Source organism: Allorhizobium sonneratiae (assembly GCF_023700755.1).
In the GTDB taxonomy this organism is placed as follows: domain Bacteria; phylum Pseudomonadota; class Alphaproteobacteria; order Rhizobiales; family Rhizobiaceae; genus Allorhizobium; species Allorhizobium sonneratiae.
This window is the reverse complement of the sequence record NZ_JAMKOJ010000001.1, coordinates 609,766-631,134: the sequence shown is the minus strand read 5'-3', so window position 1 is coordinate 631,134 and position 21,369 is coordinate 609,766. Positions and strand designations below refer to the sequence as shown.

At 56.8% G+C, this 21,369-nt stretch carries 22 protein-coding genes; 15 read left to right on the top strand and 7 right to left on the bottom strand.

Annotated elements, in window-relative coordinates:
• Positions 1-361: 361 nt before the first annotated feature.
• The gene (locus tag NAC44_RS02820; protein WP_250937545.1) at positions 362-973 is read left to right on the top strand and encodes a sulfotransferase family 2 domain-containing protein; all 612 of its coding nucleotides are present in this window, start codon (positions 362-364) and stop codon (positions 971-973) included.
• Positions 974-983: 10 nt separating this feature from the next.
• Here NAC44_RS02820 and NAC44_RS02815 read toward each other — a convergent pair whose 3' ends face one another.
• Together NAC44_RS02815 and NAC44_RS02810 are read right to left on the bottom strand one after the other, a co-directional pair.
• Complete coding sequence (locus NAC44_RS02815; RefSeq protein WP_250937543.1) at positions 984-1,877, bottom strand: hypothetical protein; 894 nt, start codon at positions 1,875-1,877, stop codon at positions 984-986.
• 16 nt (positions 1,878-1,893) lie between these two features.
• Positions 1,894-2,361 carry an Lrp/AsnC family transcriptional regulator gene (locus tag NAC44_RS02810; protein WP_250937639.1) on the bottom strand — a complete coding sequence of 156 codons (468 nt, stop codon included), beginning with the start codon at positions 2,359-2,361 and terminating at the stop codon, positions 1,894-1,896.
• 226 nt (positions 2,362-2,587) lie between these two features.
• On the opposite strand from NAC44_RS02810, the gene trxB reads away from it, so the two are divergent.
• From trxB to NAC44_RS02785, 5 genes are all read left to right on the top strand, one after another.
• Positions 2,588-3,562 carry a thioredoxin-disulfide reductase gene (gene trxB, locus NAC44_RS02805; RefSeq protein WP_250937542.1) on the top strand — a complete coding sequence of 325 codons (975 nt, stop codon included), beginning with the start codon at positions 2,588-2,590 and terminating at the stop codon, positions 3,560-3,562.
• Between the two features lie 25 nt (positions 3,563-3,587).
• The gene (locus NAC44_RS02800; protein WP_250937635.1) at positions 3,588-4,484 is read left to right on the top strand and encodes a LysR family transcriptional regulator VtlR; all 897 of its coding nucleotides are present in this window, start codon (positions 3,588-3,590) and stop codon (positions 4,482-4,484) included.
• A gap of 794 nt (positions 4,485-5,278) precedes the next feature.
• On the top strand, positions 5,279-6,424 hold the full coding sequence (locus NAC44_RS02795; RefSeq protein WP_250937540.1) for a 2OG-Fe(II) oxygenase family protein: 1,146 nt from the start codon (positions 5,279-5,281) through the stop codon (positions 6,422-6,424).
• Between the two features lie 213 nt (positions 6,425-6,637).
• Positions 6,638-6,979 carry an ArsR/SmtB family transcription factor gene (locus NAC44_RS02790; protein WP_250937539.1) on the top strand — a complete coding sequence of 114 codons (342 nt, stop codon included), beginning with the start codon at positions 6,638-6,640 and terminating at the stop codon, positions 6,977-6,979.
• 31 nt (positions 6,980-7,010) lie between these two features.
• Entirely contained in the window at positions 7,011-8,123 is a 1,113-nt protein-coding gene (locus tag NAC44_RS02785; RefSeq protein WP_250937537.1) for an alkene reductase, read from the top strand.
• Between the two features lie 45 nt (positions 8,124-8,168).
• Here the strand turns inward: NAC44_RS02785 and NAC44_RS02780 are convergent, their stop codons facing one another.
• Complete coding sequence (locus NAC44_RS02780) at positions 8,169-9,140, bottom strand: NAD-dependent epimerase/dehydratase family protein (RefSeq protein ID WP_250937530.1); 972 nt, start codon at positions 9,138-9,140, stop codon at positions 8,169-8,171.
• Between the two features lie 95 nt (positions 9,141-9,235).
• Here NAC44_RS02780 and NAC44_RS02775 point away from each other — a divergent pair, with 95 nt between their 5' ends.
• Entirely contained in the window at positions 9,236-10,156 is a 921-nt protein-coding gene (locus NAC44_RS02775; protein ID WP_250937528.1) for a LysR family transcriptional regulator, read from the top strand.
• Positions 10,157-10,189: 33 nt separating this feature from the next.
• Here the strand turns inward: NAC44_RS02775 and NAC44_RS02770 are convergent, their stop codons facing one another.
• Entirely contained in the window at positions 10,190-10,456 is a 267-nt protein-coding gene (locus NAC44_RS02770) for a DUF2188 domain-containing protein (protein WP_250937526.1), read from the bottom strand.
• A 142-nt stretch (positions 10,457-10,598) separates the two neighbouring features.
• On the opposite strand from NAC44_RS02770, the gene NAC44_RS02765 reads away from it, so the two are divergent.
• Both NAC44_RS02765 and NAC44_RS02760 read left to right on the top strand, forming a co-directional pair.
• Positions 10,599-11,687 (top strand): calcium:cation antiporter, encoded by a 1,089-nt coding sequence (locus NAC44_RS02765; protein ID WP_250937524.1) that lies wholly within the window; start codon positions 10,599-10,601, stop codon positions 11,685-11,687.
• 325 nt (positions 11,688-12,012) lie between these two features.
• A complete protein-coding gene (locus NAC44_RS02760; protein WP_250937522.1) occupies positions 12,013-13,242 on the top strand; it encodes an OpgC family protein in 1,230 nt (409 codons plus the stop codon).
• A gap of 165 nt (positions 13,243-13,407) precedes the next feature.
• Here the strand turns inward: NAC44_RS02760 and NAC44_RS02755 are convergent, their stop codons facing one another.
• Positions 13,408-14,610 carry a pyridoxal phosphate-dependent aminotransferase gene (locus NAC44_RS02755; protein WP_250937520.1) on the bottom strand — a complete coding sequence of 401 codons (1,203 nt, stop codon included), beginning with the start codon at positions 14,608-14,610 and terminating at the stop codon, positions 13,408-13,410.
• A 428-nt stretch (positions 14,611-15,038) separates the two neighbouring features.
• On the opposite strand from NAC44_RS02755, the gene NAC44_RS02750 reads away from it, so the two are divergent.
• The 3 genes from NAC44_RS02750 to NAC44_RS02740 all read left to right on the top strand — a co-directional run bounded on the left by NAC44_RS02750 (position 15,039) and on the right by NAC44_RS02740 (position 17,175).
• On the top strand, positions 15,039-15,389 hold the full coding sequence (locus NAC44_RS02750) for a hypothetical protein (RefSeq protein WP_250937518.1): 351 nt from the start codon (positions 15,039-15,041) through the stop codon (positions 15,387-15,389).
• Positions 15,390-15,620: 231 nt separating this feature from the next.
• The gene (locus NAC44_RS02745; protein WP_250937516.1) at positions 15,621-16,511 is read left to right on the top strand and encodes a DMT family transporter; all 891 of its coding nucleotides are present in this window, start codon (positions 15,621-15,623) and stop codon (positions 16,509-16,511) included.
• A 448-nt stretch (positions 16,512-16,959) separates the two neighbouring features.
• Positions 16,960-17,175: a cold-shock protein gene (locus tag NAC44_RS02740; RefSeq protein ID WP_133314438.1), complete on the top strand. Its 216-nt coding sequence runs from the start codon at positions 16,960-16,962 to the stop codon at positions 17,173-17,175.
• An 81-nt stretch (positions 17,176-17,256) separates the two neighbouring features.
• On the opposite strand, the gene NAC44_RS02735 is transcribed toward NAC44_RS02740, so the two are convergent.
• Both NAC44_RS02735 and NAC44_RS02730 read right to left on the bottom strand, forming a co-directional pair.
• Positions 17,257-17,904: an MBL fold metallo-hydrolase gene (locus NAC44_RS02735; protein ID WP_250937514.1), complete on the bottom strand. Its 648-nt coding sequence runs from the start codon at positions 17,902-17,904 to the stop codon at positions 17,257-17,259.
• A gap of 115 nt (positions 17,905-18,019) precedes the next feature.
• A complete protein-coding gene (locus NAC44_RS02730; protein WP_250937513.1) occupies positions 18,020-18,211 on the bottom strand; it encodes a hypothetical protein in 192 nt (63 codons plus the stop codon).
• A gap of 523 nt (positions 18,212-18,734) precedes the next feature.
• Here NAC44_RS02730 and NAC44_RS02725 point away from each other — a divergent pair.
• The 3 genes from NAC44_RS02725 to NAC44_RS02715 all read left to right on the top strand — a co-directional run bounded on the left by NAC44_RS02725 (position 18,735) and on the right by NAC44_RS02715 (position 21,368).
• The gene (locus tag NAC44_RS02725) at positions 18,735-19,169 is read left to right on the top strand and encodes a MarR family winged helix-turn-helix transcriptional regulator (RefSeq protein ID WP_420839855.1); all 435 of its coding nucleotides are present in this window, start codon (positions 18,735-18,737) and stop codon (positions 19,167-19,169) included.
• Entirely contained in the window at positions 19,166-19,861 is a 696-nt protein-coding gene (locus tag NAC44_RS02720) for a response regulator (protein ID WP_250937509.1), read from the top strand. The genes NAC44_RS02725 and NAC44_RS02720 overlap by 4 nt, the downstream gene beginning before the upstream one ends.
• A 121-nt stretch (positions 19,862-19,982) precedes the next feature.
• A complete protein-coding gene (locus NAC44_RS02715) occupies positions 19,983-21,368 on the top strand; it encodes an ATP-binding protein (protein WP_250937507.1) in 1,386 nt (461 codons plus the stop codon).
• The last annotated feature ends 1 nt before the right edge of the window (position 21,369 follow it).

Genomic DNA, 21,369 nt, shown 5'->3' with positions numbered 1-21,369 from the left:
AACCGGCCTTGTCTTGCGCTTGTTCGCTGCCATACAATCCCATCCCGTTCAACAGAACACCCATCCTGAGTGAGTTTTGACCCTAAAGCACATCGCGTTTTATTGTCCTCAATGAAACGATAACGTCCATGCGAGAAAACAAAGGCTTAAAGTACGTTGCATGAGGCTGATAAGCCGCAACACGCTTTAAAGACCAGTGCCACATTCATCCCCAGATTTCTGCCGATTGCCTCATCCTGTCCCGATTTTCACCACACAATTTATATATTACAGATAATCATTCGTTTGGGCGCGTGGGGACGCCGTCAAACGCAGGCAGGACAGCACAGTTTCTGTGTGAACAACCATGTGACAGGGCCCCATGACCGTCATAACCGATGATTATATCTTCATTCATGTGCCGAAAACCGCTGGACGGGCCATCACCAAACGTCTGGGTGGCGAAAGTGATGCGGTTCCGACCCATCTGCCCTATCATCGCCTGAGCGATTTCAATATTGCCTCGCCCTTCACCTTCGGCTTTGTCCGCAATCCCTGGGACAGGCTGGTCTCGCTCTATTCCTTCATGTGCCAGAAGCCGCTGCAGAGTTATGAATCCCCGCTATACCAGCAGCATATCCGCGACATCGGCTTCAAGGCCTGGCTGCTCGATGACGGCTTTTTCATGAAGCAGGACGAACACTGGCAGTGCGAAAGCCTGCAACCGATGCAAAGGCGCTCGCAGATGTTCTGGCTCGAGGGCTGCGATTTTATCGGCAGGGTCGAGACCATCAATGACGATTTCATTCGGCTGCGCAAACAGCTGGGCCTGAAACCCCGTCTGGCCGAGTGGTTCGGTCTGCCCGCCCTCAGCCGCAAGAATGCTTCGAAACGCGGCGCCTACCGGGATTATTATGACAGCCGCAGCATCGATTTCGTGGCAGAACATTTTGCAGCAGAAATTGACCGTTTCGGCTATCGCTTCGACGCTTAATCCCGTCTTTTCATCGATCGAACATCGCTTCTACAGCAAAGTCCCGGGAAAAATCGAAACGGGAGAGCGCCTGACGGAAGGGCGCTGACACATCGTCGCTACCACGCTCGTTCTTGCGCGGCGCCGAGCGGTCCATGAAGCTTTTATGCGCCCGCGAGGCCTGTTTCTGATCGACGAAGGGCCGCATTTTGGCTTTGCGCGGATAATAGAACAGTTGATCACGCAGATCGCGCAGAAAGGGTCGCGGAATGCGGAAAATCGTCGCTGGCAGAAAGTGAGAGGTGAGCGCTTCGTCTCTGGCGACCTCAAACCAGGCGGCGGTCAGAAGCGGCTGATCCCATGTCTCGGGATAGAGGCGGCATAAGTCGGCCCATCGGCTGATGATCCGGCCCGTCACCGCCGATCTGCCGAGATAAACGAGGCTGGAAATATCATACCATCCGTGCCGGCGGACAATGGCGAAATCCGCCGGATTGTCATAGAGAAACCAGGGATGGCGGCGCAATTCGGCATCCGCATCCAGCCAGCAGACCGGCCGGTCGCTGTCCTGCCAGACACGCTCGATGAAGGCGGATTTCAATCCGGTATTGGCCACCCAGCTGCCGAGAGAGGTGACCGGCTCGATCCGGTGCTCGAGCCCAAGACGGTCGAGCGAGGCTCTGAGTGCTGCCGCAAGCCCCTCATAAGGCGTATCGGGGGTATAATAGGAAATGAACAGCGGTGCCTTTGCCAGGTCGCGCGGTCGCTCACCATGATCGATCATCTGTCTCAGACTGGCCCTGGCCACAAGATCCACGCCCCCCGGCTGGCGCTGATGGGCCAGGCAATGAAGCCCTGAGGCTGCTGCACCGTCTTCGAGAGGGCGAAGGGCAAGGTCGCCCAGATAGGTCTGAAAATCGGACATCGCCATCCTTGTGCCGTTATAATTCCAGCGGTGTCAGCCGCTTGACCTGACGGATCGTCAACAGGGTGCGCACCGTATCGACCCGTTCATTGGCGGCCAGCGTCTCAATGACGAAATCCTGAAACCGGGTGAGATTTTCCGCCACGCAATGCAGCAGGAAATCGCTTTCGCCATTGACCATCCAGGCCTGACGCACCAACGGCCAGTCTTCGGTCGCAGCCGCAAAGGCTTTGAGATCGGCCTCTGCCTGATGCTTCAAACCGACCATGCAGAAGGCGACGAGATCGAAACCGAGCTTCGGCCCGTTCAGCGCGGCGTGATAGCCGAGAATGATGCCGCCTTCTTCCAGTTTGCGCACCCGCCTCAGGCAGGGCGGCGCGGAAATGCCGACACGCTCGGACAGTTCCACATTGGTCATCCGCCCGTCGCGCTGCAATTCTTTCAGGATCTTGAAATCGATGGCATCCAGTTCGGCGCGCAACACCCTGCGGTACCCTTTTTTCTTGGCTCTGATCCGGTTATGACGCCCGCCACGGTCTTGCGCAAGAATATGTAGCCGCTCTTCCTGAAAATTGCGGTGGATGGCCGTTGTCCCGTTGTTTTTGCAAGGCTGATCTTGCATTCATGCATATAAGCTTCATAAATGACAGGATGCATTGACTGGCCGGATCGCCCATATGGAGGCAGAACCAGCCGCGAAAGGAAAATTCATGTCTCACCGTCACACCAGCGTGCTGATCATCGGCTCCGGTCCTGCCGGCTACACCGCTGCCATCTATGCCGCGCGCGCCATGCTGAAACCCGTGCTGATTGCCGGCATGGAACAGGGTGGCCAGCTGATGATCACCACCGATGTCGAAAACTATCCCGGTTTTGCCGATCCCATCCAGGGACCATGGCTGATGGGTGAAATGCTGAAACAGGCCACCCATGTCGGCGCGGAAATCGTCAACGATCTCGTCACCGAGGTCGACCTGTCGCGCCGCCCCTTCCATGTCAGAACCGATTCCGGCACGGAATGGACCGCCGACAGCCTGATCATCGCCACCGGCGCCAAGGCCAAATGGCTGGGTATTGAAAGCGAACAGCATTTTCAGGGTTTTGGTGTGTCGGCCTGCGCCACCTGCGACGGTTTCTTCTATCGCAACCGCGATGTCATCGTCGTCGGCGGCGGCAATTCCGCCGTGGAGGAAGCGCTTTACCTGTCGCATATCGCCAAAAGCGTCACCGTGGTGCATCGCCGCGACAGTTTCCGCTCGGAAAAAATCCTGCAGGAACGTCTCTTCGCCAAGGAGAACGTCAGGGTACTGTGGAACACGGTGGTCGATGAAGTGACCGGAACACCGGCCAAACCGCCCATGCCGCCTTCCGTTTCCGGCGTGAAGCTGAAACATCTGGGAACCGGCGAGATCACCGAGATGCCGATCGACGGCGTCTTTGTCGCCATCGGCCATGCCCCGGCAGTCGAACTGTTCAAGGGCAAGCTGAAACTGAAGCCGAACGGCTATCTGTGGACCGCGCCCGACAGCACCGCCACCGATGTGCCCGGCGTCTTTGCCGCGGGCGACGTGACCGACGATGTCTATCGTCAGGCGATCACGGCAGCCGGCATGGGCTGCATGGCAGCGCTTGAGGCGGAACGGTATCTGGCGGCGCAAATCGCGCCGGCGCAAGCAGCGGAGTAACGATATGATGCGCAGCGCCGCCGGCATGCCGCTCGACTGGGACAAGCTGCGGATCTTTCACGCAGCCGCCGAAGCGGGCTCTTTCACCCATGCCGCCGACAAGCTGCATCTGTCGCAATCGGCCATCAGCCGTCAGGTCAGTGCGCTGGAACAGGATGTGGGGGTGAAACTGTTTCACCGCCACGCCCGCGGCCTGATCCTGACCGAACAGGGCGAACTGCTCTATCGCACTGCCCATGATGTGCTGCTGAAACTGGAAACGGTGAAAATGCAGCTCACCGAGACCACGGAAAAGCCGAGCGGCAAGCTGCGTGTCACCACCACCGTCGGTCTCGGCCAGGGCTGGCTGACAGACAAGGTGCAGGAATTTCTTCAGCTTTATCCCGACATGTCGATCCAGCTCATTCTCGACAATGAAGAGCTGGATGTGAACATGCGCCATGCCGACTGCGCCATCAGACTGCGCCAGCCGCAACAGTCGGATCTCATCCAGCGCAAGCTCTTCACCGTGCATATGCATGTCTATGCAGCTCCCTCCTATATCAACCGCTATGGTGAGCCGCAGACGCTGGAAGATCTCGACAATCACCGGATCATCACCTTCGGCGAACCTGCACCGAACTATCTGCTTGATGTGAACTGGCTGGAAGTGGCAGGCCGCTCCTCCGATAACCGCCGTATTCCGCATCTGCAGATCAACAGCCAGACCTCGATCAAGCGGGCCTGCCTGCTGGGGATCGGCATCGCCTGCATGCCGGATTATATCGTCGGGCGCGATCCGGGACTGATTCAGTTGCCGATCAATGCCGATGTTCCCTCATTCGACACCTATTTCTGCTATCCGGACGAGATGAAAAATGCGGCAAAGCTGAAAGTTTTCCGCGACTTCATTGTCACAAAAGCGCGCAACTGGAACTTTTGAAATCACAGAAAAGCGACAGGCCTTCTGTGTTTATTCCACAGAAATCAAGGGGTTACGAAACAAAGCCGCCGCATTGCAAAATCAAAATTTCTGTCACAAAACAGAGACTTGCGCACATTGCATGCCTCCCATGCACAAAAAACCATTGTTCACTGCACAAAAAACCACCATATCGCACTCAGTTGATGCACACGGTGGCTTTCCTCCCAGTTCCACCGCATCAGCTGTTCCCCTCTGGAGGTTAAATAACCTTCACACTTAAGGGCCCTGGAGCAATCCGGTGGCCCCTTTTTTTTGCCTGCAAAATCCATGACCGGCAGAGCGCTGCCATATTGAGACAATTCTGGCTCACCTTGCAACAGCCATTCATCATGTCCGCAACAAAAGTGGCATCCTGAGACACACACTCTTGAAAACGCGCAGGACTCACCTATCTTATGATTTAGTTGATAAAAAATGCTACTTCCGGTCGCGGTTTTTATCAACTGTTCCCCTCTGGAGGTTTCCAACCTTCCCATTAAAGCATCCGCGTGGGTGCTTTTTTTTTGCGCCCTTCATCACCGGCCTGACACAGGCGCAAAACGAGACAGCGCAAAGCCTTGCCACGCAAGCATTGCAAGCTTCAGGCAAGCCATCTTGGCGACGGTAGCAGCATTAGAGCGCAATTTGATTTTCGAGACTCAAGCTGGCGCTCTAAGCCACTGTTTTCAGGCGTAGTTTTTCGATCCCCGCATCATCCCGATCAAATTATGCCAAAACGCCACCATTGTCCGGAACACTTAAAGGGTGCCGCCATGACCGCCTGCCCGATTGTCCATAATGCCCCAATTGCCCCTGCTGACCCCCTCCCCTGGATCGATATCACCGTCACCGGATTTGGCGATGCCAATGTCGAACAGTTCGGTGGCCTGCGCACCTGCTTCGTCTTTCTGCCGAAACTGGACGATCCCCGCTGCACCCGCCTTCTGGAAAGGATCGGCCAGCTCAAACAGGGGCTCGCGGCCTCGCCCGCGGCGGAAAACTTTGCCATTATGCCAGTGATCCTGGAAATGCGCGAAATGGAACTCGACGTGGCCAAACGCTGGAGCCCGGCCATGCAGATCGCCGTGGACACAAGCCGGGCCTTCAGCCGGGCCTGTGGCGCTCTTGACGGACAGACCGCCCGCATCATAGCCGTCATCAGCGACGAGCGCCTGATCGTCCGCCATGTCATCACCTTCCGTGATGAGGACCAGTTTATCGGGGCGCTGTCCGGTGCAGCCGCCGCCGATCCTCAGCTTTACCTGCCCTCGGTCAACCGCGCACCGGTGATGATCCTGAAAAACGTGCTGACAAAACAGGAATGCCGGGCCTTTATCGATCACTGGAACAGCAGCAACCCGCGCGAATCCGGCTATATGCTCAAGGAAGCCGACGGCAAATCCTTCATGATGATGGATCATAACCGCAAGAGCCGCAAGGATGTGCTGATCGAGAAGAATACGGCCGCCTACGCCGCCATGTGGGACCGCTATGAGCGGCGGATTTTTGTCCATCTCGAACGTTTTTATCACGCCAAGATCGTCGATGTCGAACGCTTTGCCCTGGCCCGTTACGCCGCTGCCGAAGGCGGAAAATTCCGCAAGCATCGCGATTTCGACACCCGCAACCGCAGTCGCGAATTTGCCGTGACCATCAATCTGAATGAGGATTTTTCCGGCGGCGAACTGGAATTGCCGGAATTTCCCGGCGAAAAGTTCAAACCAGCTGCGGGCGACGCCGTCGTCTATGCCGGGACCCTGATGCATGAGGTCAGCCCCGTGACCTCCGGCGATCGCTATTGCCTGCTCGCCTTCCTGATGACGGAAAAAGGCCGCGCCTTCCTCGATGGCTATATCGAGCAGCATGGCGCAACCTATGAAACCCGTTTCAAGCAGCCAAAACTGGCAGCCAGCGCCTGACACATACGGATTGTCTATAGGTGGAGCACTGGTCAGTTCCACTCTGATCGGTGCTCTATTTTATTGTTAGTGAAACATACTATTATGGATCTCCATATCGCTGCCGACTGCACATATAAAAGCGCCCGATAGTGAATAAGAGAGCAGGCATCCACCCTGAAACTTTGTCGCTCTACCCTTGAATATCGAAAATGACCGATCCATATATCGGTCATGACCGATATAGAACCATCTCTGCCGACTTCCGAAGACTGCACATCCGTGAATCTTGAGGAAGCGTTGAAAGCCCTGTCGCATCCGCTGCGAGTTGAGATGCTGCGCTGGCTGAAAGAGCCGGAAAAACATTTTTCTGATCAGGCCCATCCACTGGACTGGGGCATATGCGCCGGTCAGTTCGAGCGCTGCGGCCTGTCGCAATCCACCGTTTCCGCCCATCTGGCCGTGTTGCAGCGTGCCGGGCTTCTCACCTCCTCCAAGGTTGGGCAGTGGATTTTCTACAAGCGAAACGAAGCGGCCATCGCCGCCTTCCTCGCGACCCTCTCCATCAGTCTCTAAATCACCTTCCATCCATCAGAAAGGACCAGTTATGGCCACGCTTTTCGATCCGATCCGGCTCGGCGACATCGAGCTTGCCAACCGTATCGCCATGGCGCCGTTGACGCGCAACCGTTCACCAAACGCCATACCTCAGGCAATGGCCGCCACCTATTATGCCCAGCGCGCCACTGCCGGCCTGTTGATCTCCGAAGGCACGGCGATTTCCCACCAGGCGCAGGGCTATGCCGATGTGCCGGGGCTCTACAAGCCCGAATCGATCGAATCCTGGAAAAAGGTGACAAAGGCCGTGCATGACAAGGGCGGCAGGATTGTGACCCAGCTCTGGCATGTCGGCGCCATCTCCCATACCTCGTTGCAGCCAAATGGCGGCCAGCCGGTATCGCCATCCGGCATTGCCGCCAAGTCCAAGACCTATGTGATTAATGCCGATGGCAGCGGCGCCTTCGTTGAAACCTCCGAGCCGCGCGCCCTTGAGCTTGCGGAAATTCCGGGCCTGATTGAGGATTATCGCAAGGCGGCCCGCGCTGCCATCGAGGCAGGCTTCGATGGCGTGGAAATCCACGCCGCCAACGGCTATCTGTTGCAGCAATTCATGAGCACCGGCAGCAACACCCGCACCGACCAATATGGTGGGTCTGCCGAAAACCGCATCCGCCTGACTTTGGAAGTGGTTGATGCCATCACGAAGGAAATCGGCGGCGGACGCACCGGCATCAGGCTGTCGCCGGTCACGCCAGCCAACAACAACAGCGACACCAATCCGCAGGAAAGCTATACCTTGCTGGTCGAAAAGCTGGCGGCTTACGACCTTGCCTTCATCCACGTGGTCGAAGGCGCAACCGGCGGCCCCCGCGACCAGACAATGGGCGACAAGCCCTTCGACTGGGAGGCTTTCAAGGCCGCCTATCGTCATGCAGGCGGCAAGGGCGGCTGGATCGTCAACAACGGTTATAGCCGGGATATGGCCATGGACGCCGTGGAAAGCGGAAAGGCTGACGTCGTCGCCTTTGGCAAGGCTTTCATCGCCAATCCCGATCTGGTCCGCCGCCTGAAGGAAAATGCGCCTCTCAATGCCGGTGACCAGTCCACCTTCTATGGTGGCGGCGAAAAGGGCTATACCGATTATCCGACGCTGGACTGATTTGCCATACAACGAAGACGCGGCCGAAAGGTCGCGTCGTCTGCCTCATAAACATTTGAGGCTTGTCAGCGTCGCCAGCACTGCCTGCGGCAAGGGCGTGTTCGGCTCTTGCCCAAGCGTTGTGACCAGCAGGCTGTTGTCGAGCCTGATATCCTCCTGCCACAGATAACGCATTTCCTTCACTTCTCTGAAAAGGGTGACAAAGGGTGCGAGCGCGGTTACCAGCCACCAGGCAAAACGCCGTATCTTCAGCCTGTTCTGACCCGCAGCCTCGGCAATGGCCCGCGCCATGGTCAAACCATCGGCGTCATAGACACCGCGCATATGGAAGCGGGCAAAAGGTGGCAAAGCTTCACCCTTTTCCAGCAGCCGGACACATGTTTCTGCCACATCCGGCAGATAGGCCCAACTATGTCCGAGCCCCGGCCTGCCCGGCAAGGTAACGGCCCGCACAGGCTTGCCCGGTTTGATCAACCCTTGCGCGAACCAGTTATTGCCTGCCCCCGGCCCAAAAAAATCCCCCGCCCGTACCAGAATAACCCGCACACCCTCCTTAGCCGCCTGCTCAAGGCGCTGTTCCAATTCCACCCGGATGGCGCCCTTGATGCTACACGGGTTTTGCGGGCTGGTTTCCTTCAGCAAAGGAAAGGCATCCGGCCCGTAATTGTATAGGGTTCCCGGCATCAGAATGGTTGCGCCCACAGCTCTGGCAGCGGCAATCGTATGATCGATCATCGGCAGGACCAACTCACCCCAGCGCTGGTAGCCGGGCGGATTGACACCGTGAACAATGGCTGACACACCCTGTGCCGCGGCAATCACCGCATGTCGGTCCATGGCATCGCCGTGAACCCAGCGATAGTCTGGCAAGCGCGTCATCATCTCTTCCGCGCGCCGATGGAGGGCTACGACCTCATAGCCACCAGCCTTGAAACGTCTTGCCAGCGCACCGCCAATACCGCCGGTGGCTCCAAGCACCAGAACGCTTCTGGCGCATTTCCCTGTTCCCTTCGTCATGAGCCGTCTCACCTTGGTTTCGCTGGAGAGAACAATGACGGCAACGGTCGAGATTAAAAATTGTATATTTTCTTATAGCTGCTATACATTTTTTTATGGAAATAGACGCAAACTGGGACCATTATCGCAGCTTTCTGGCCGTGTTGCAGACCGGCTCGCTGTCGGCTGCCGCACGCCGTCTCGGGCTGACGCAACCCACCCTTGGTCGCCATATCGAAACGCTGGAAGTCATGGCTGGAAACCATCTCTTCATTCGCAGCGCCCAGGGTCTCATCCCCACGGAAACGGCACTGGCCATGCGACCGATGGCCGAGGCGATGGAGGCTGCCAGCCGATCACTGCTGCGTATGGCCACCGGATCAGCCCAAACTGTCGGCGGAACCGTGCGGATCAGTGCCAGTGAGATCATTGCCATCGAAGTTCTGCCGCCCATCCTGACGGGCCTTCAGGATGCATATCCAGAGCTGCAACTGGAACTTTCACTCTCGGATGCAGTAGAAGATCTGTTGCATCATCAGGCCGATATTGCCGTGCGCATGGTGGCACCCAGCCAGAATGCCCTCGTCAGCCGCTCTGTTGGCCCCTTTGCACTGGGCTTCTTTGCCCATCATGCCTATCTCAACCGCCATGGAAAACCGGAAACCCTGGCCGATCTTGCAAAACACCGACTGATCGGCTTTGACCGTCAGTTCGCGTATATAAGGGACATTCTGCAAATACGGCCCGATCTGGCGGATTTGCGCTTTTCCTTCCGCACCGACAGCAATGCGGCACAGCTGGCCGCCATCCGCGCAGGTCTGGGAATCGGCATCTGCCAGTGCGGCGTGGCCTATCCCGACGACCAGATGGAAGAGGTTTTACCCGGCAAGCTCGACCTTACTCTGGCCGCCCACGTGGTCATGCACGAAAATCTGAAGGCCAGCCAACGCTGCCGGGTTACCTTTGATGCATTGGTCAAAGGTCTCGACGCCTATAAAGCATTGCAGCGAAAAGCCTTTCTCTCAGGCAACGCATAGCCGTCAACGACAACATGAGATCCGGATAGATCGTTACATCACCTGACGTCCTTGAAAATGGTCGAGGATTTCAACTTCGGGACGATCATTGCCATCAACCGATTCCGCCAGCCACTTTCCCCGTTCATCCTGATAGATGATCCGCACCGCTTCCTGTTCGGGAAGCGCCATTTCGCGCATGACGATGCGGGCCGCTTCCAGCGCCTCGTCATGACTGTCAAACCGCTCGGAATAGGCGCCATTCAGCCGGTAGGCCCAGCCTTCATCATGGGGCACGATTTCGTAGGTCACCTTGGTCATGCGTTACTCTCCTCTGATAAAATCCTCCTCGGCCTTGACTATCGCACCGATTGCACGGAACTGCAAATTGCTTCGCGCTGTTGTGACGGTAGACTGCATCAAACCCGTCACCACGCATCAAACCCATCGAAAGGACGTTTAGGTGTCTCACCTGATCCGGGAAAAGTCTCTCATCCTTCCGCTTCTTCTGGCAATCGCATCCTATTTCGCGGAACACGACCTGCTTGAGGGTGGAAGGCTTGCGGCACTGGCGGGAGCTGCCATTCTGATTGGCGGGATTTTGCTGGCGTCAATGCGGGTTGCCCATCACGCCGAGGTGCTGGCGCATAAGGTCGGCGATCCCTATGGCACAATGATCCTGACGCTTTCGGCAGTCGCCGTTGAAGTGCTGATCCTGGCGATCATGATCGAGAACGAGCCATCCCCCACCCTTGCCCGCGATACGATCTATGCCGCCGTCATGCTGGACATCAACGGCATTTTAGGTCTGGCCGCCCTGATCGGCGGCCTGCGCCACGGAGAACAGCCCTATAATGACGACAGCGGCAAGACCTATGGAGTGATGATCCTCACAGCCATGGGCATATCGATGATCGTTCCGGAATTCGTTCCCGATCAGCAATGGCACATCTATTCCGCCTTCACCATTGCCGCCATGCTGGCGCTTTACGGGGTTTTTCTGCGTATGCAGGTGGGACAGCACAGCTATTTTTTCAGCTATGCCTATCCCCGGCGCACCAATGCACCCAAGCCGGAGAGCGAGCCGGCGCAAGCTGAACCCATTGTCATCTCGGTCATCGTGATCCTGTTTGGTGTCGCGCTGATCGGTGCCCTGGCCGAATTCATGTCGGCGCTCCTGACCGGCGGACTTAAGGGCACAGGTGCGCCCCCCGCTATCATGGCGATTGTCGTTGCCGCCATTTCCGCCGCCCCGGAAATCATCACGGCACTCAAGGCTGCCCTTCACAACCGAATGCAGGCTACGGTTAACATCGCCATGGGCGCCTCGCTCTCCACTGTCATCCTCACCGTACCGGTCATGGAGGCCATCGCCCTTTACACCGGCCAGCCCTTCATCATGGCGATGAGCCCTGCCCAGACCGTGATGGTGACGATCACGCTGATTGCGGCTGCCATCAATCTCAATGACGGCGAAACCAACGCCATCGAGGGCATGACCCATTTCATACTGTTCTTGACCTTTATCATGCTTTCGGCATTGGGCCTGTGATGCCAATCCGGCGCGAGAAATTAGTCTTGATAAATAACATTCCAGACCACAAAGACGATTCTCTTGCCTCAAAAAGTGGATTATGTTGCAAGTGCGAAACGCGATTCATCTCCAGTGTGCGGGGAACCTGAACGGGTGACGGGCGTTTCCGTGGAAAGGAATGGTACAACGTCGGCGTTTGAGCCGATGGATATTCCTTATATTGAATAATTACATTTATGTCATGTGAAGGTTGAACCACGGGTCCGCCGTTCATTTGCCAGAATCGCAAATCAAGCAGATCTGAACCTGCGTTCAGGACCCCAGACCGAAACGGAGTCGCCCAGTGAAGAGACTCGACGTACTTGACGGAATGCGAGGCTATTTCCTCGTTTTCATGATGCTCAATCACCTGATCTTCACCGGCGATTACCTGCTGGTGCAGGTCAATCAGCGCAATCTCGTCTTCGTTGAGGACGCACAGGGCTTCGTCTTCATGTCGGGCCTGTTGGTTGGCCTTGTCTATGGCAAGAAGATGCTGAAAAACGGCTATGCGGCGGCGCGTAAAAAGATCTGGGCGCGCGCCTTCGAACTGTACCGCTATGCGATGGGCATCATCCTGATTGTGCTGGCGGCCCGCTTCGTCCTGCCCGGCTCAACGCAGATCTGGCATGACTGGCTGGGCGAAACCCATCTCGACGATCCGCTGCGCATGGGCTCGATTGCGACCTTCCTGTTCCAGCCGACCTTCATGGACATTCTGCCGCAATATATCGTCTACATGCTGTTTGCCCCGATTCTGATCTATTTCTGCATCACCGGACGCTGGCTCGGTGTGGCCATCGGCTCGCTGCTGGTGTGGATGGCCGGTCAGCTTGGCCTGCACATGCTGGTCACGACACCGATCGATCATTTCCTGCACGCCAACGAAACCGAAGGCATCCGCTCAAGCTTCAACCTGCTGGGCTGGCAGATCGTCTTCTTTGGCGGACTGATTGTTGGCAGCCTTGCCGCCACCGGCACCATCGAGTGGAAGAAAGTGTTTACCCCGGAAAACACGCTTCTGCCGAAAGTGGCACTGGCGATACTGCTCTTCTTCATGCCGCTGCGCATCATGACGGCGCATGGGATCTTGCCGGATTATGTGCTGCACAAATTCACCACCATGGAAGTGCGCAGCGATCTCGGCCCGGTCTATCTGATCAATTTCGCCGCTCTGGGCGCACTGGTCGCCTGGCTGCTGATTGCCGGTCCCGCCTATGGCAGCGTTTTCGTGCAGAAGGCCTCCGCCGTCGTCAACCGCGTCTTCAGTCTGAGTTTTCTGCAACTGATCGGCCGCCATTCATTGCATGTCTATGTCTGGCATGTGCTGATCGTCTTTGCCGTGCGCTATATCGACGGACGCATCGGCCCGTTCAACGAACTCACCAAGACGGCAATCGCCATCTTCTGCGTCTCGTTGCTGGCCCTGCCCGCGCTTTACCGGGAGCGTGACACCCATTTCGCGCCAGCGTTTGGACCCAAACCAACGCCTGTTCCGGCACCAGTTGCAAAACAGGCAGCACCAAAGGCCTGAACAAGAATTAAAACCAATTAAAAAAGCGGGGTGAAAATCACCCCGCTTTTTTCGTTATTCCTTAAATCGGAATCGATTGAGAGCATTGTCCCGAGAAAAGGGTGAAATGCTCTAAAGTGTTACAACATCGTCGGTGCGTTTGATAAAACGCACAGACGATGCAGGTTAACGGCAATCGTTGCAGAAGCGCTGGATGCGCTTGCAGGCCTCTTCGAGCAGATCGTCCGCCGTGGCATAGGAGATGCGGAAATTCGGGCCGAGACCAAAGGCCGAACCGTGCACCACGGCCACGCCTTCCGTTTCCAGAAGTTCGGTGACGAAATCCTCGTCGGTCTCGATCACCTTGCCCGACGGCGCCGTCTTGCCGATCAGCCCGGCGCAGGAAGGATAGACGTAGAATGCACCTTCCGGCGTCGGGCAGGAAAGCCCCTTGGCCTGATTGAGCATGGACACGACCAGATCGCGGCGAGCTTCAAAGATCTTCTTGTTTTGCGGAATGAAATCCTGCGTGCCGTTCAGCGCTTCAACAGCCGCCCACTGGGCAATCGAGCAGGCGCCGGAGGTCTGCTGCCCCTGGATCATGTCCATCGCCTTGATCAGCGGCAGCGGACCCGCAGCATAGCCGATACGCCAGCCGGTCATGGCATAGGCCTTGGAAACACCGTTCATCGTCAGCGTACGATCGTAAAGCTTCGGCTCGACTTCCACAGGGGTGACGAATTTGAAATCGCCGAAGGTCAGATGCTCATACATGTCGTCGGTCAAAACCCAGACATGCTCGTGGCGCATCAGCACATCGGTCAGCGCCTTGAGCTCGTCATGGCTATAGGCAGCACCCGACGGGTTGGACGGCGAGTTGAAGATGAACCACTTGGTCTTTGGCGTGATCGCCTTTTCCAGTTCCTCTGCCGTCAGCTTGAAATTGTTTTCCTGCTTGGCCGCAACGAAGACCGGGGTGCCGCCGCAGATGGAGACCATCTCGGGATAGGAAACCCAGTAGGGTGCGGGAATCACCACTTCATCGCCCGCATTGAGCGTTGCCATGAAGGCGTTGAACAGGATCTGCTTGCCGCCGGTGCCGACAATCGTCTGTTCCGGCTTGTAATCAAGGCCGTTCTCACGCTTGAACTTCTCGGCAATCGCCTTGCGCAGTTCGGGAATGCCGGAAATCGGCGTATATTTCGTCTCGCCGCGATTGATTGCGGCAATCGCCGCCTGCTTGATATTGTCCGGCGTATCGAAATCCGGTTCGCCAGCACCAAGACCGATCACGTCGCGGCCTTTGGCTTTCAGTTCGCGGGCTTTCTGCGAGACTGCAATGGTTGCTGAAGGCTTAACACGGGAAAGAGCATCGGCAAGAAAAGCCATTTGATTGGTCCTGAAGCTGTTGAACATATGGAAACCCTTTTCCACAGGGCTTCAGGTTACAGCTCTATGACAATTCATATCGAAGGTTTCAAGCGCAAAGCGCATATGCCCTTGCTTTTCGTCTTACCGTGACACTTTTGCCGGCTTGAAGGGCACCGTTAACCCGCTTTGCCGCCAAAGGTTAACCCGCCACAGGATTGCCATATTTTTTGCGGTGCAGTGCCACATTTTTGTCGCGCAACAGACCATTTCCACCGGCTTTTATCAACTTCAGGCGATCAAGAGGGGCAAGGCCCAAGCGATGGGTTCAGACCGTCTTCCAGTCGTCAAAGCACCCGCATGAACATGCGCTTACAGAAATTGTGTGACCGTATCGGCAAGGCCATAAACCGGCTGACCCCGTCCGCGGAAACGTCATGAGAGGGATGATGACAATGCAGCGGCTGAGGATAGCAGGCATCGCCATGGCGATGATGGTCACGCTCGGCGTGTATGCATTCACCGTGCCGCAGGCACTGGCAGATGAACCCGCAATAACCTCGAATGCCATCGACCCGATGGAAACCGGCAGCATCGCCCAGAGCGCTGGCGATTACCGGTTGATGCAAAAGCGCGCCGACGAGGTTCATGACAGCGCCTCCGGCCTCGCCCCGGTCAGCGTTCCTGCCTATCTTTCGGCATTGAGCGACAGACGGCTGTTGGCGGTAATCTGCGTCATCGGTTTTTGCGTGGCCTGGATCAACCGCACACCGCCCAACCGCAACGACAACCAGTCATAACGAAGACAGGCGCGTGCGCTCCTTGACGGCAACCGGGATTGCTCGTTCTCTTTTAACATAGGTCAGGGCCTGGACAACCAGACAACGCAACCTTCAGTAGGAAACGATTTGCCACTCCGGTGATTTTGGTCTATGGCCTCCTGCTGAGGATTCGTCTTTTTCTTCCCTTGCGCCGCCTCTATCGCAGAAGCCCATGGGCTTGCGGGAACTGTTTTCGAGGATAACACCGTCATGAGCCGGTTTCAGGCCAATCTGATGCTGTTGCTGGCTGCTGCCATTTGGGGCGGCGGCTTTGTTGCCCAGTCCACCGCCATGGCGCATCTGGGTGCCAACTGGTTCAATGCTATACGCTTTGGCCTGGCTTTTGCTTCCGTCCTGCCTTTTGCCCTGATGGAAAGCCGCAAAAGCCACAAGCCTATGACACGCCGGGAAATCATAGGCTTCGCCTTGATCGGCCTCAGCCTGTTTGCTGCCCAGACGGCCCAGCAGTTCGGTCTGAAAACCACGACCGTCACCAATGCCAGTTTTCTCACCGGGCTTTATGTGGTGATCGTTCCGGTTCTGTCGGTGCTGGTGCTGAATGTCAGACCCCATTGGGTGGTCTGGCCCTCGGCCCTCATGGCTCTTTTCGGGATTTTGCTGCTCAATGGCGGTTCTCTGTCCGGCATGGCCGAAGGCGATCTGCTGACGATTCTTTGCGCCGCCCTGTTTTCCGTGCAGATCCTGATGACCGGCCGGATGATGATCACCACGCCCCGCCCGCTGACGCTCGCCGGCATCCAGTTTCTCATCTGCGCTATTCTCGGAACCATGGCCGGGGCCGCGCTTGAACCGATCTCACTTGCCGATATTCATGCAAGCCTTACCCAGGTGCTTTATGGCGGCCTGTTTTCCAGCGGCTTCGCCTTCAGCCTGCAAATCATCGGACAACGCTACACTTCGGCCTCTCAGGCCGCGATCTTCATGTCTTCCGAAGCGCTGTTTGGCGCTCTTCTCGGTGCCCTGATCCTGCACGAAACCCTGCCCGTCATCGGCTATGTTGGCTGTGCACTGTTGTTTCTGGCCATGCTGACGGTCGAACTTGTGCCGGAATTATACAAAAACAGACCTGTCGAGACATAAATTTTAAGAGGAAGCGAAAAAACCGCCTCCGCAAACTTTATCCTGCGCAAAGCCGATCGGCGGTAAATTTGCATCGCCTACAATAGAAAAATTCATATTTTTAGCAAAAACCCTGCTAACCGGTCCTTTTCAGGCATGAAGACCAACCAGAACCGGACTTATCATGCCGCAAAGGTTAAGAAAACTTTTGCTTGCCAATTTTCGATAAACCAAGCACTCTTGCCGCGTTCGGGCAGCTCGCTTGCGCGGAAAGACCACTCTTGTCATAGGCACCGGAGACGCAGAAGTTCCGGGCACCGGGTGAAAATGGATGGGCAGACCATCAGATCAGGCCGGGTGCGGTAGCAGGGACCCTTTCCTTGACATGCGATACTGCCTCCAACAACCCTATGAGGGGCATGAGCAATGCTGTCCGCCGATCCCGGACAGAGAGAAAAGGACCTGACGCATGGCCGAAACTGGCATTGTAAAATTCTTCAACACCGACAAGGGCTTCGGCTTTATCAAGCCGGACAATGGCGGTGCCGACATCTTCGTTCACATCTCCGCCGTACAGGCTTCCGGTCTTTCTGGTCTGACTGAAAACCAGAAAGTGAGCTTCGATACGGAACCGGACCGCCGCGGCAAAGGACCAAAGGCTGTCAATCTGCAAATCGCAGGCTGATTGCCTCGTTCGCGCATATTCAATTCGCCCAGCGGCCCGGCAAGTTTTGCCGGGTTTTTTTATTGCGTCTGTCTGCCCTGATCAAAGCCCGGTGAGAAACGGATTGTTGCGCCGCTCATCGCCAATCCGGCTGCCCGGTCCATGGCCGCAGATAAAGCCGACATCGTCGCCAAGCGGCAGAACCTTGTCTCGGATCGATGTCAGCAATTGCTGATGATTGCCGCCGGGAAGATCGGTGCGGCCAATCGAACCGTTGAAAAGCACATCGCCGAGATGGGCAAAGCGTAATGCGCGATTGAAAAAGATGACATGCCCCGGCGCATGGCCCGGACAGTGATAGACTTCGAACACATGGCCGGAAAAACTGACGGTATCGCCGTCCTTGAGGAACCGGTCCGGTGTGACATTGCGAAGCTTCATCGGCAGGTTGAAGCGGGCGCTTTGGCCTTCCAGCGCATCCAGCAACACCTTGTCATCCTCATGAGGGCCGATGATCGGCACATTCAGCGCGTCTTTGAGATCCATCGCGCCACCGGCATGGTCGAGATGGCCATGAGTGATCCAGATTTCCTTCAAGGTCACGCCCTGTTTTGCGATGGCTTCCAGAATATTGTCGACATCACCACCGGGATCGACCACAACGCCTTCCCGGCTGTCCTTGTCGAAAAACAGCGTGCAATTCTGCTGAAACGGCGTCACCGGAATGATCGCGGCCTGTAACTCACCCATGCGCTCTTCCCTTGTTTGACCTGCGCCCACAACAGGGACTTAAACCATGAGACGCATTTGGAAAAGATGGCCCATGCACCAGACTGTACGGCGACAAGAGGCGCGCGCCGCCTTCTCAGTGAAGGGCGGCAGACGAAACCGGCATATCGGCCTCGGCTGAGGTCAAGGACGGCGCGAAAAGATTGCCGATCAAAAGCGCAGCCACCAGCAATTTGACCGTGAAAACCACGATCATCACCGGCTTGAGACGGTTTTCAACACTGTCTTCCACCAGAGATGGTCCGGTAGCCTGACTGATCTCGCTCATTGTCCCTCTCCGGTGGGCCCTGTGCCCCTTGAAGCATGTCGCGCAACGCTGTGAAGCGGCTTACGGTCGTGACATGCGCTAATATCTGAGGCTTGAGACGCGCTCAAGCCGCTTACTCACGACAATGCCTGCTCGTTTCCCATCTGCGACCATGACCCGATAACGGACATCCGGTTCTACCGTGGCACAGGTGTGAAACTACGCTGTTTCCAGCACAAATGCATGAAACGTCAAATGGTTTCATACCCACGACGATTCGTGCATTTTTTCAGTTTGACCCCCAGACGCGGGCAAAAGACGGTTTTTTCTTGTTCATACCATCACAGGGCTTAATTTTACCCAGAATTTTGCGTTTGAGCAGAGAAACAACCGCTTGAGGCCAGAAGGCGGACGTGGTCAAAGAGTGAAGATGCGACAAACCCTTGAAGGAAACCTTATCGTGCAGAAATCATCGGCGGCGGCAGCAGTCCGGAAAAAATTGCCGCAATTGCCGCAGGTGGACGACAAATCCATCGATTTCGAAATGATCGAACTTCTGTTTTTCGCCTATCGCGACTTTATCTCGGACCCGGACGATATTCTGGAAACCATTGGTTATGGCCGCGCCCATCATCGTGTCGTGCATTTCGTCAACCGCCAGCCGGGCATGACGGTGGCCGATCTGCTGGCGACTCTAAGAATCACCAAGCAGAGCCTGGCGCGTGTGCTGAAGGAACTGATCGATGCCGGTTACATACGCCAGATGACCGGCCCGGCCGACCGCAGGCAGCGCCGGCTTTATCCCACACTTGCCGGACGGGAATTGTCACTGGCACTGTCTGCCCCGCAATCGCAGCGCATCGCTGCGGCACTGGAGGGATTAAGCGACGACCAGAAGCTGGCGGTACGCCGCTTTCTTGCCGCCATGCGCAGCAGGGACACCGCCGCCACCCCGGAAAAGGAGAGCGATACGGCATGAAGAAACCCGAACTGACCGACGACGCTCCCCATCTTCTGGTGGTGGATGATGACAAGCGTATCCGCGAACTGCTGCACCGGTTCCTGACGGAACAGGGTTTTCGCATTTCGGTTGCCGCCGATGCGCAGGAGGCCCGGCGAAAGCTGTCAGGGATCCGTTTCGATCTCATCGTGCTCGACGTGATGATGCCCGGCGAAAACGGCCTGTCGCTTACCCAGTCGCTGAGCGAGCAGAAATTGACGCCCGTCATTTTGCTGACCGCCCGCTCCGAGGCGGATTCCCGCATTGCCGGGCTGGAAGCCGGCGCCGACGACTATCTGGCAAAACCTTTCGACCCGCGTGAACTGGTGCTGCGGATCAACAATATCCTCAAGCGCAACAGCAATAATGGCCCGAAAATCGATCAGGTCATTTTCGGCCCTTATACATTTTCGCTGGTGCGCAAGGAATTGCGCAAAGGGGCAGAGACCATTCACCTCACCGATCGCGAACAGGATATCATGATGCTGTTTGCCAGCCGCGCCGGCGATACCATTCCCCGGCATGAACTGGTCGGCGAGGATGCCGAGGTCGGCGAGCGCACCATCGATGTGCAGATCAACCGGCTGCGTCGCAAGATCGAAGAAGACCCGGCCAATCCCGTCTGGCTGCAAACCGTGCGCGGCATCGGCTACAGGCTGAGCCGCGACTGAACAACACCGATGCTGCAGCCGGATTTCCGTAATTCGCCATCTTTGGTTATTATGAATGCCATCATAGCTGTGGCCCCTCTCCGAACGGGCGACCACCACTCTTTATATGGCAGGATGCATCATGACCCTGATCGAAGCCATCGGACGGTTTAAAGACACGCAGCGCCGCCTGCCGAGGCTGGAGCTGCGCTGGTTTAGCCGCTGGCTCAGACGGCAGTTTCCGACCGGGCTTTACGCCCGCACCCTGCTGATCATCATTCTGCCGATGCTGATCCTTCAGACTGTGCTGCTCTTCGTCTTCATGGAGCGTCACTGGCAGCTCGTCACACAACGGCTTTCCGCCGCCGTCACCCATGACATCGCCTCAATCATCGATCTGCTCGAAGCCTATCCGAACGACAAGGACAGGATTTTGACCATGGCGCGCGACCGGATGGGGCTGATCGCCTCTTTGGAAAAGGGCGGCGACCTGCCCGCACCACGCCCGAAACCCTTCTTCTCCATCCTCGATCAGGTTCTGAGCGATGAATTGCGCAATCAGATCAAGCGTCCCTTCTGGATCGATACATTGGGCGATTCGCCGCTGATCGAAATCCGCATCAAGCTCGGCGACCACATCCTGCGCATCTTCACCCGCCGCAGCCAGGCTTATGCCTCGAACAGCCATATCTTTCTCGTGTGGATGTATGGCACGTCTCTGGTGCTGATCATCATCGCCACGCTGTTTCTGCGCGGCCAGATCCGGCCGATCCTCGCGCTGGCGGCGGCAGCCGAAAGCTTCGGCAAGGGCCAGCCTGCCCCTGAAAATTTCAGCCCTCGCGGTGCCGATGAAATCCGCCGCGCGGGTCTCGCCTTCATGCTGATGCGCGAAAGGATCGAGCGGCAGATGGAGCAGCGCACCGCCATGCTCACCGGGGTCAGCCACGATCTGCGCACCATTCTCACCCGTTTCAAGTTGCAACTGGCGCTTTCCGGCGACAATCCCGATCTGGAACCCTTGAACGAGGATGTCGATGCAATGCAGTCTATGCTGGAAGGCTATATGGCCTTTGCCCGCGGCGAGGCAGAAGAGGATTTCGGCCCCCTCAATCTCAACGATATGATGAACCGCATCGCCGATGACTACGCTCTGCACGGCAAAAGCTTCCGTTATGAGCTTCAGGGCAATGCGGAGATCATCGTGCGGCCTCATGCTTTCTGGCGGTTGATCGGCAATCTTGCCGCCAATGGCCGCCGCTATGCCAATCACGTCGAAGTGGATATCCGCCACGGCGCCAAATGGCTGACTGTTACATTCGACGATGATGGTCCCGGCATTCCCGCACAATCACGTGAGGATGTGTTCAAGCCGTTTTTCCGTCTGGATGAAGCGCGCAATCTGGACGCCACCGGCACCGGCCTTGGCCTTGCCATTGCCCGTGACATTGCCCGCAGCCATGGCGGCAATGTCACGCTGTCAGACAGCCCGCTTGGCGGCCTGCGAGCGACAGTTCGTGTTCCGGTGTAAA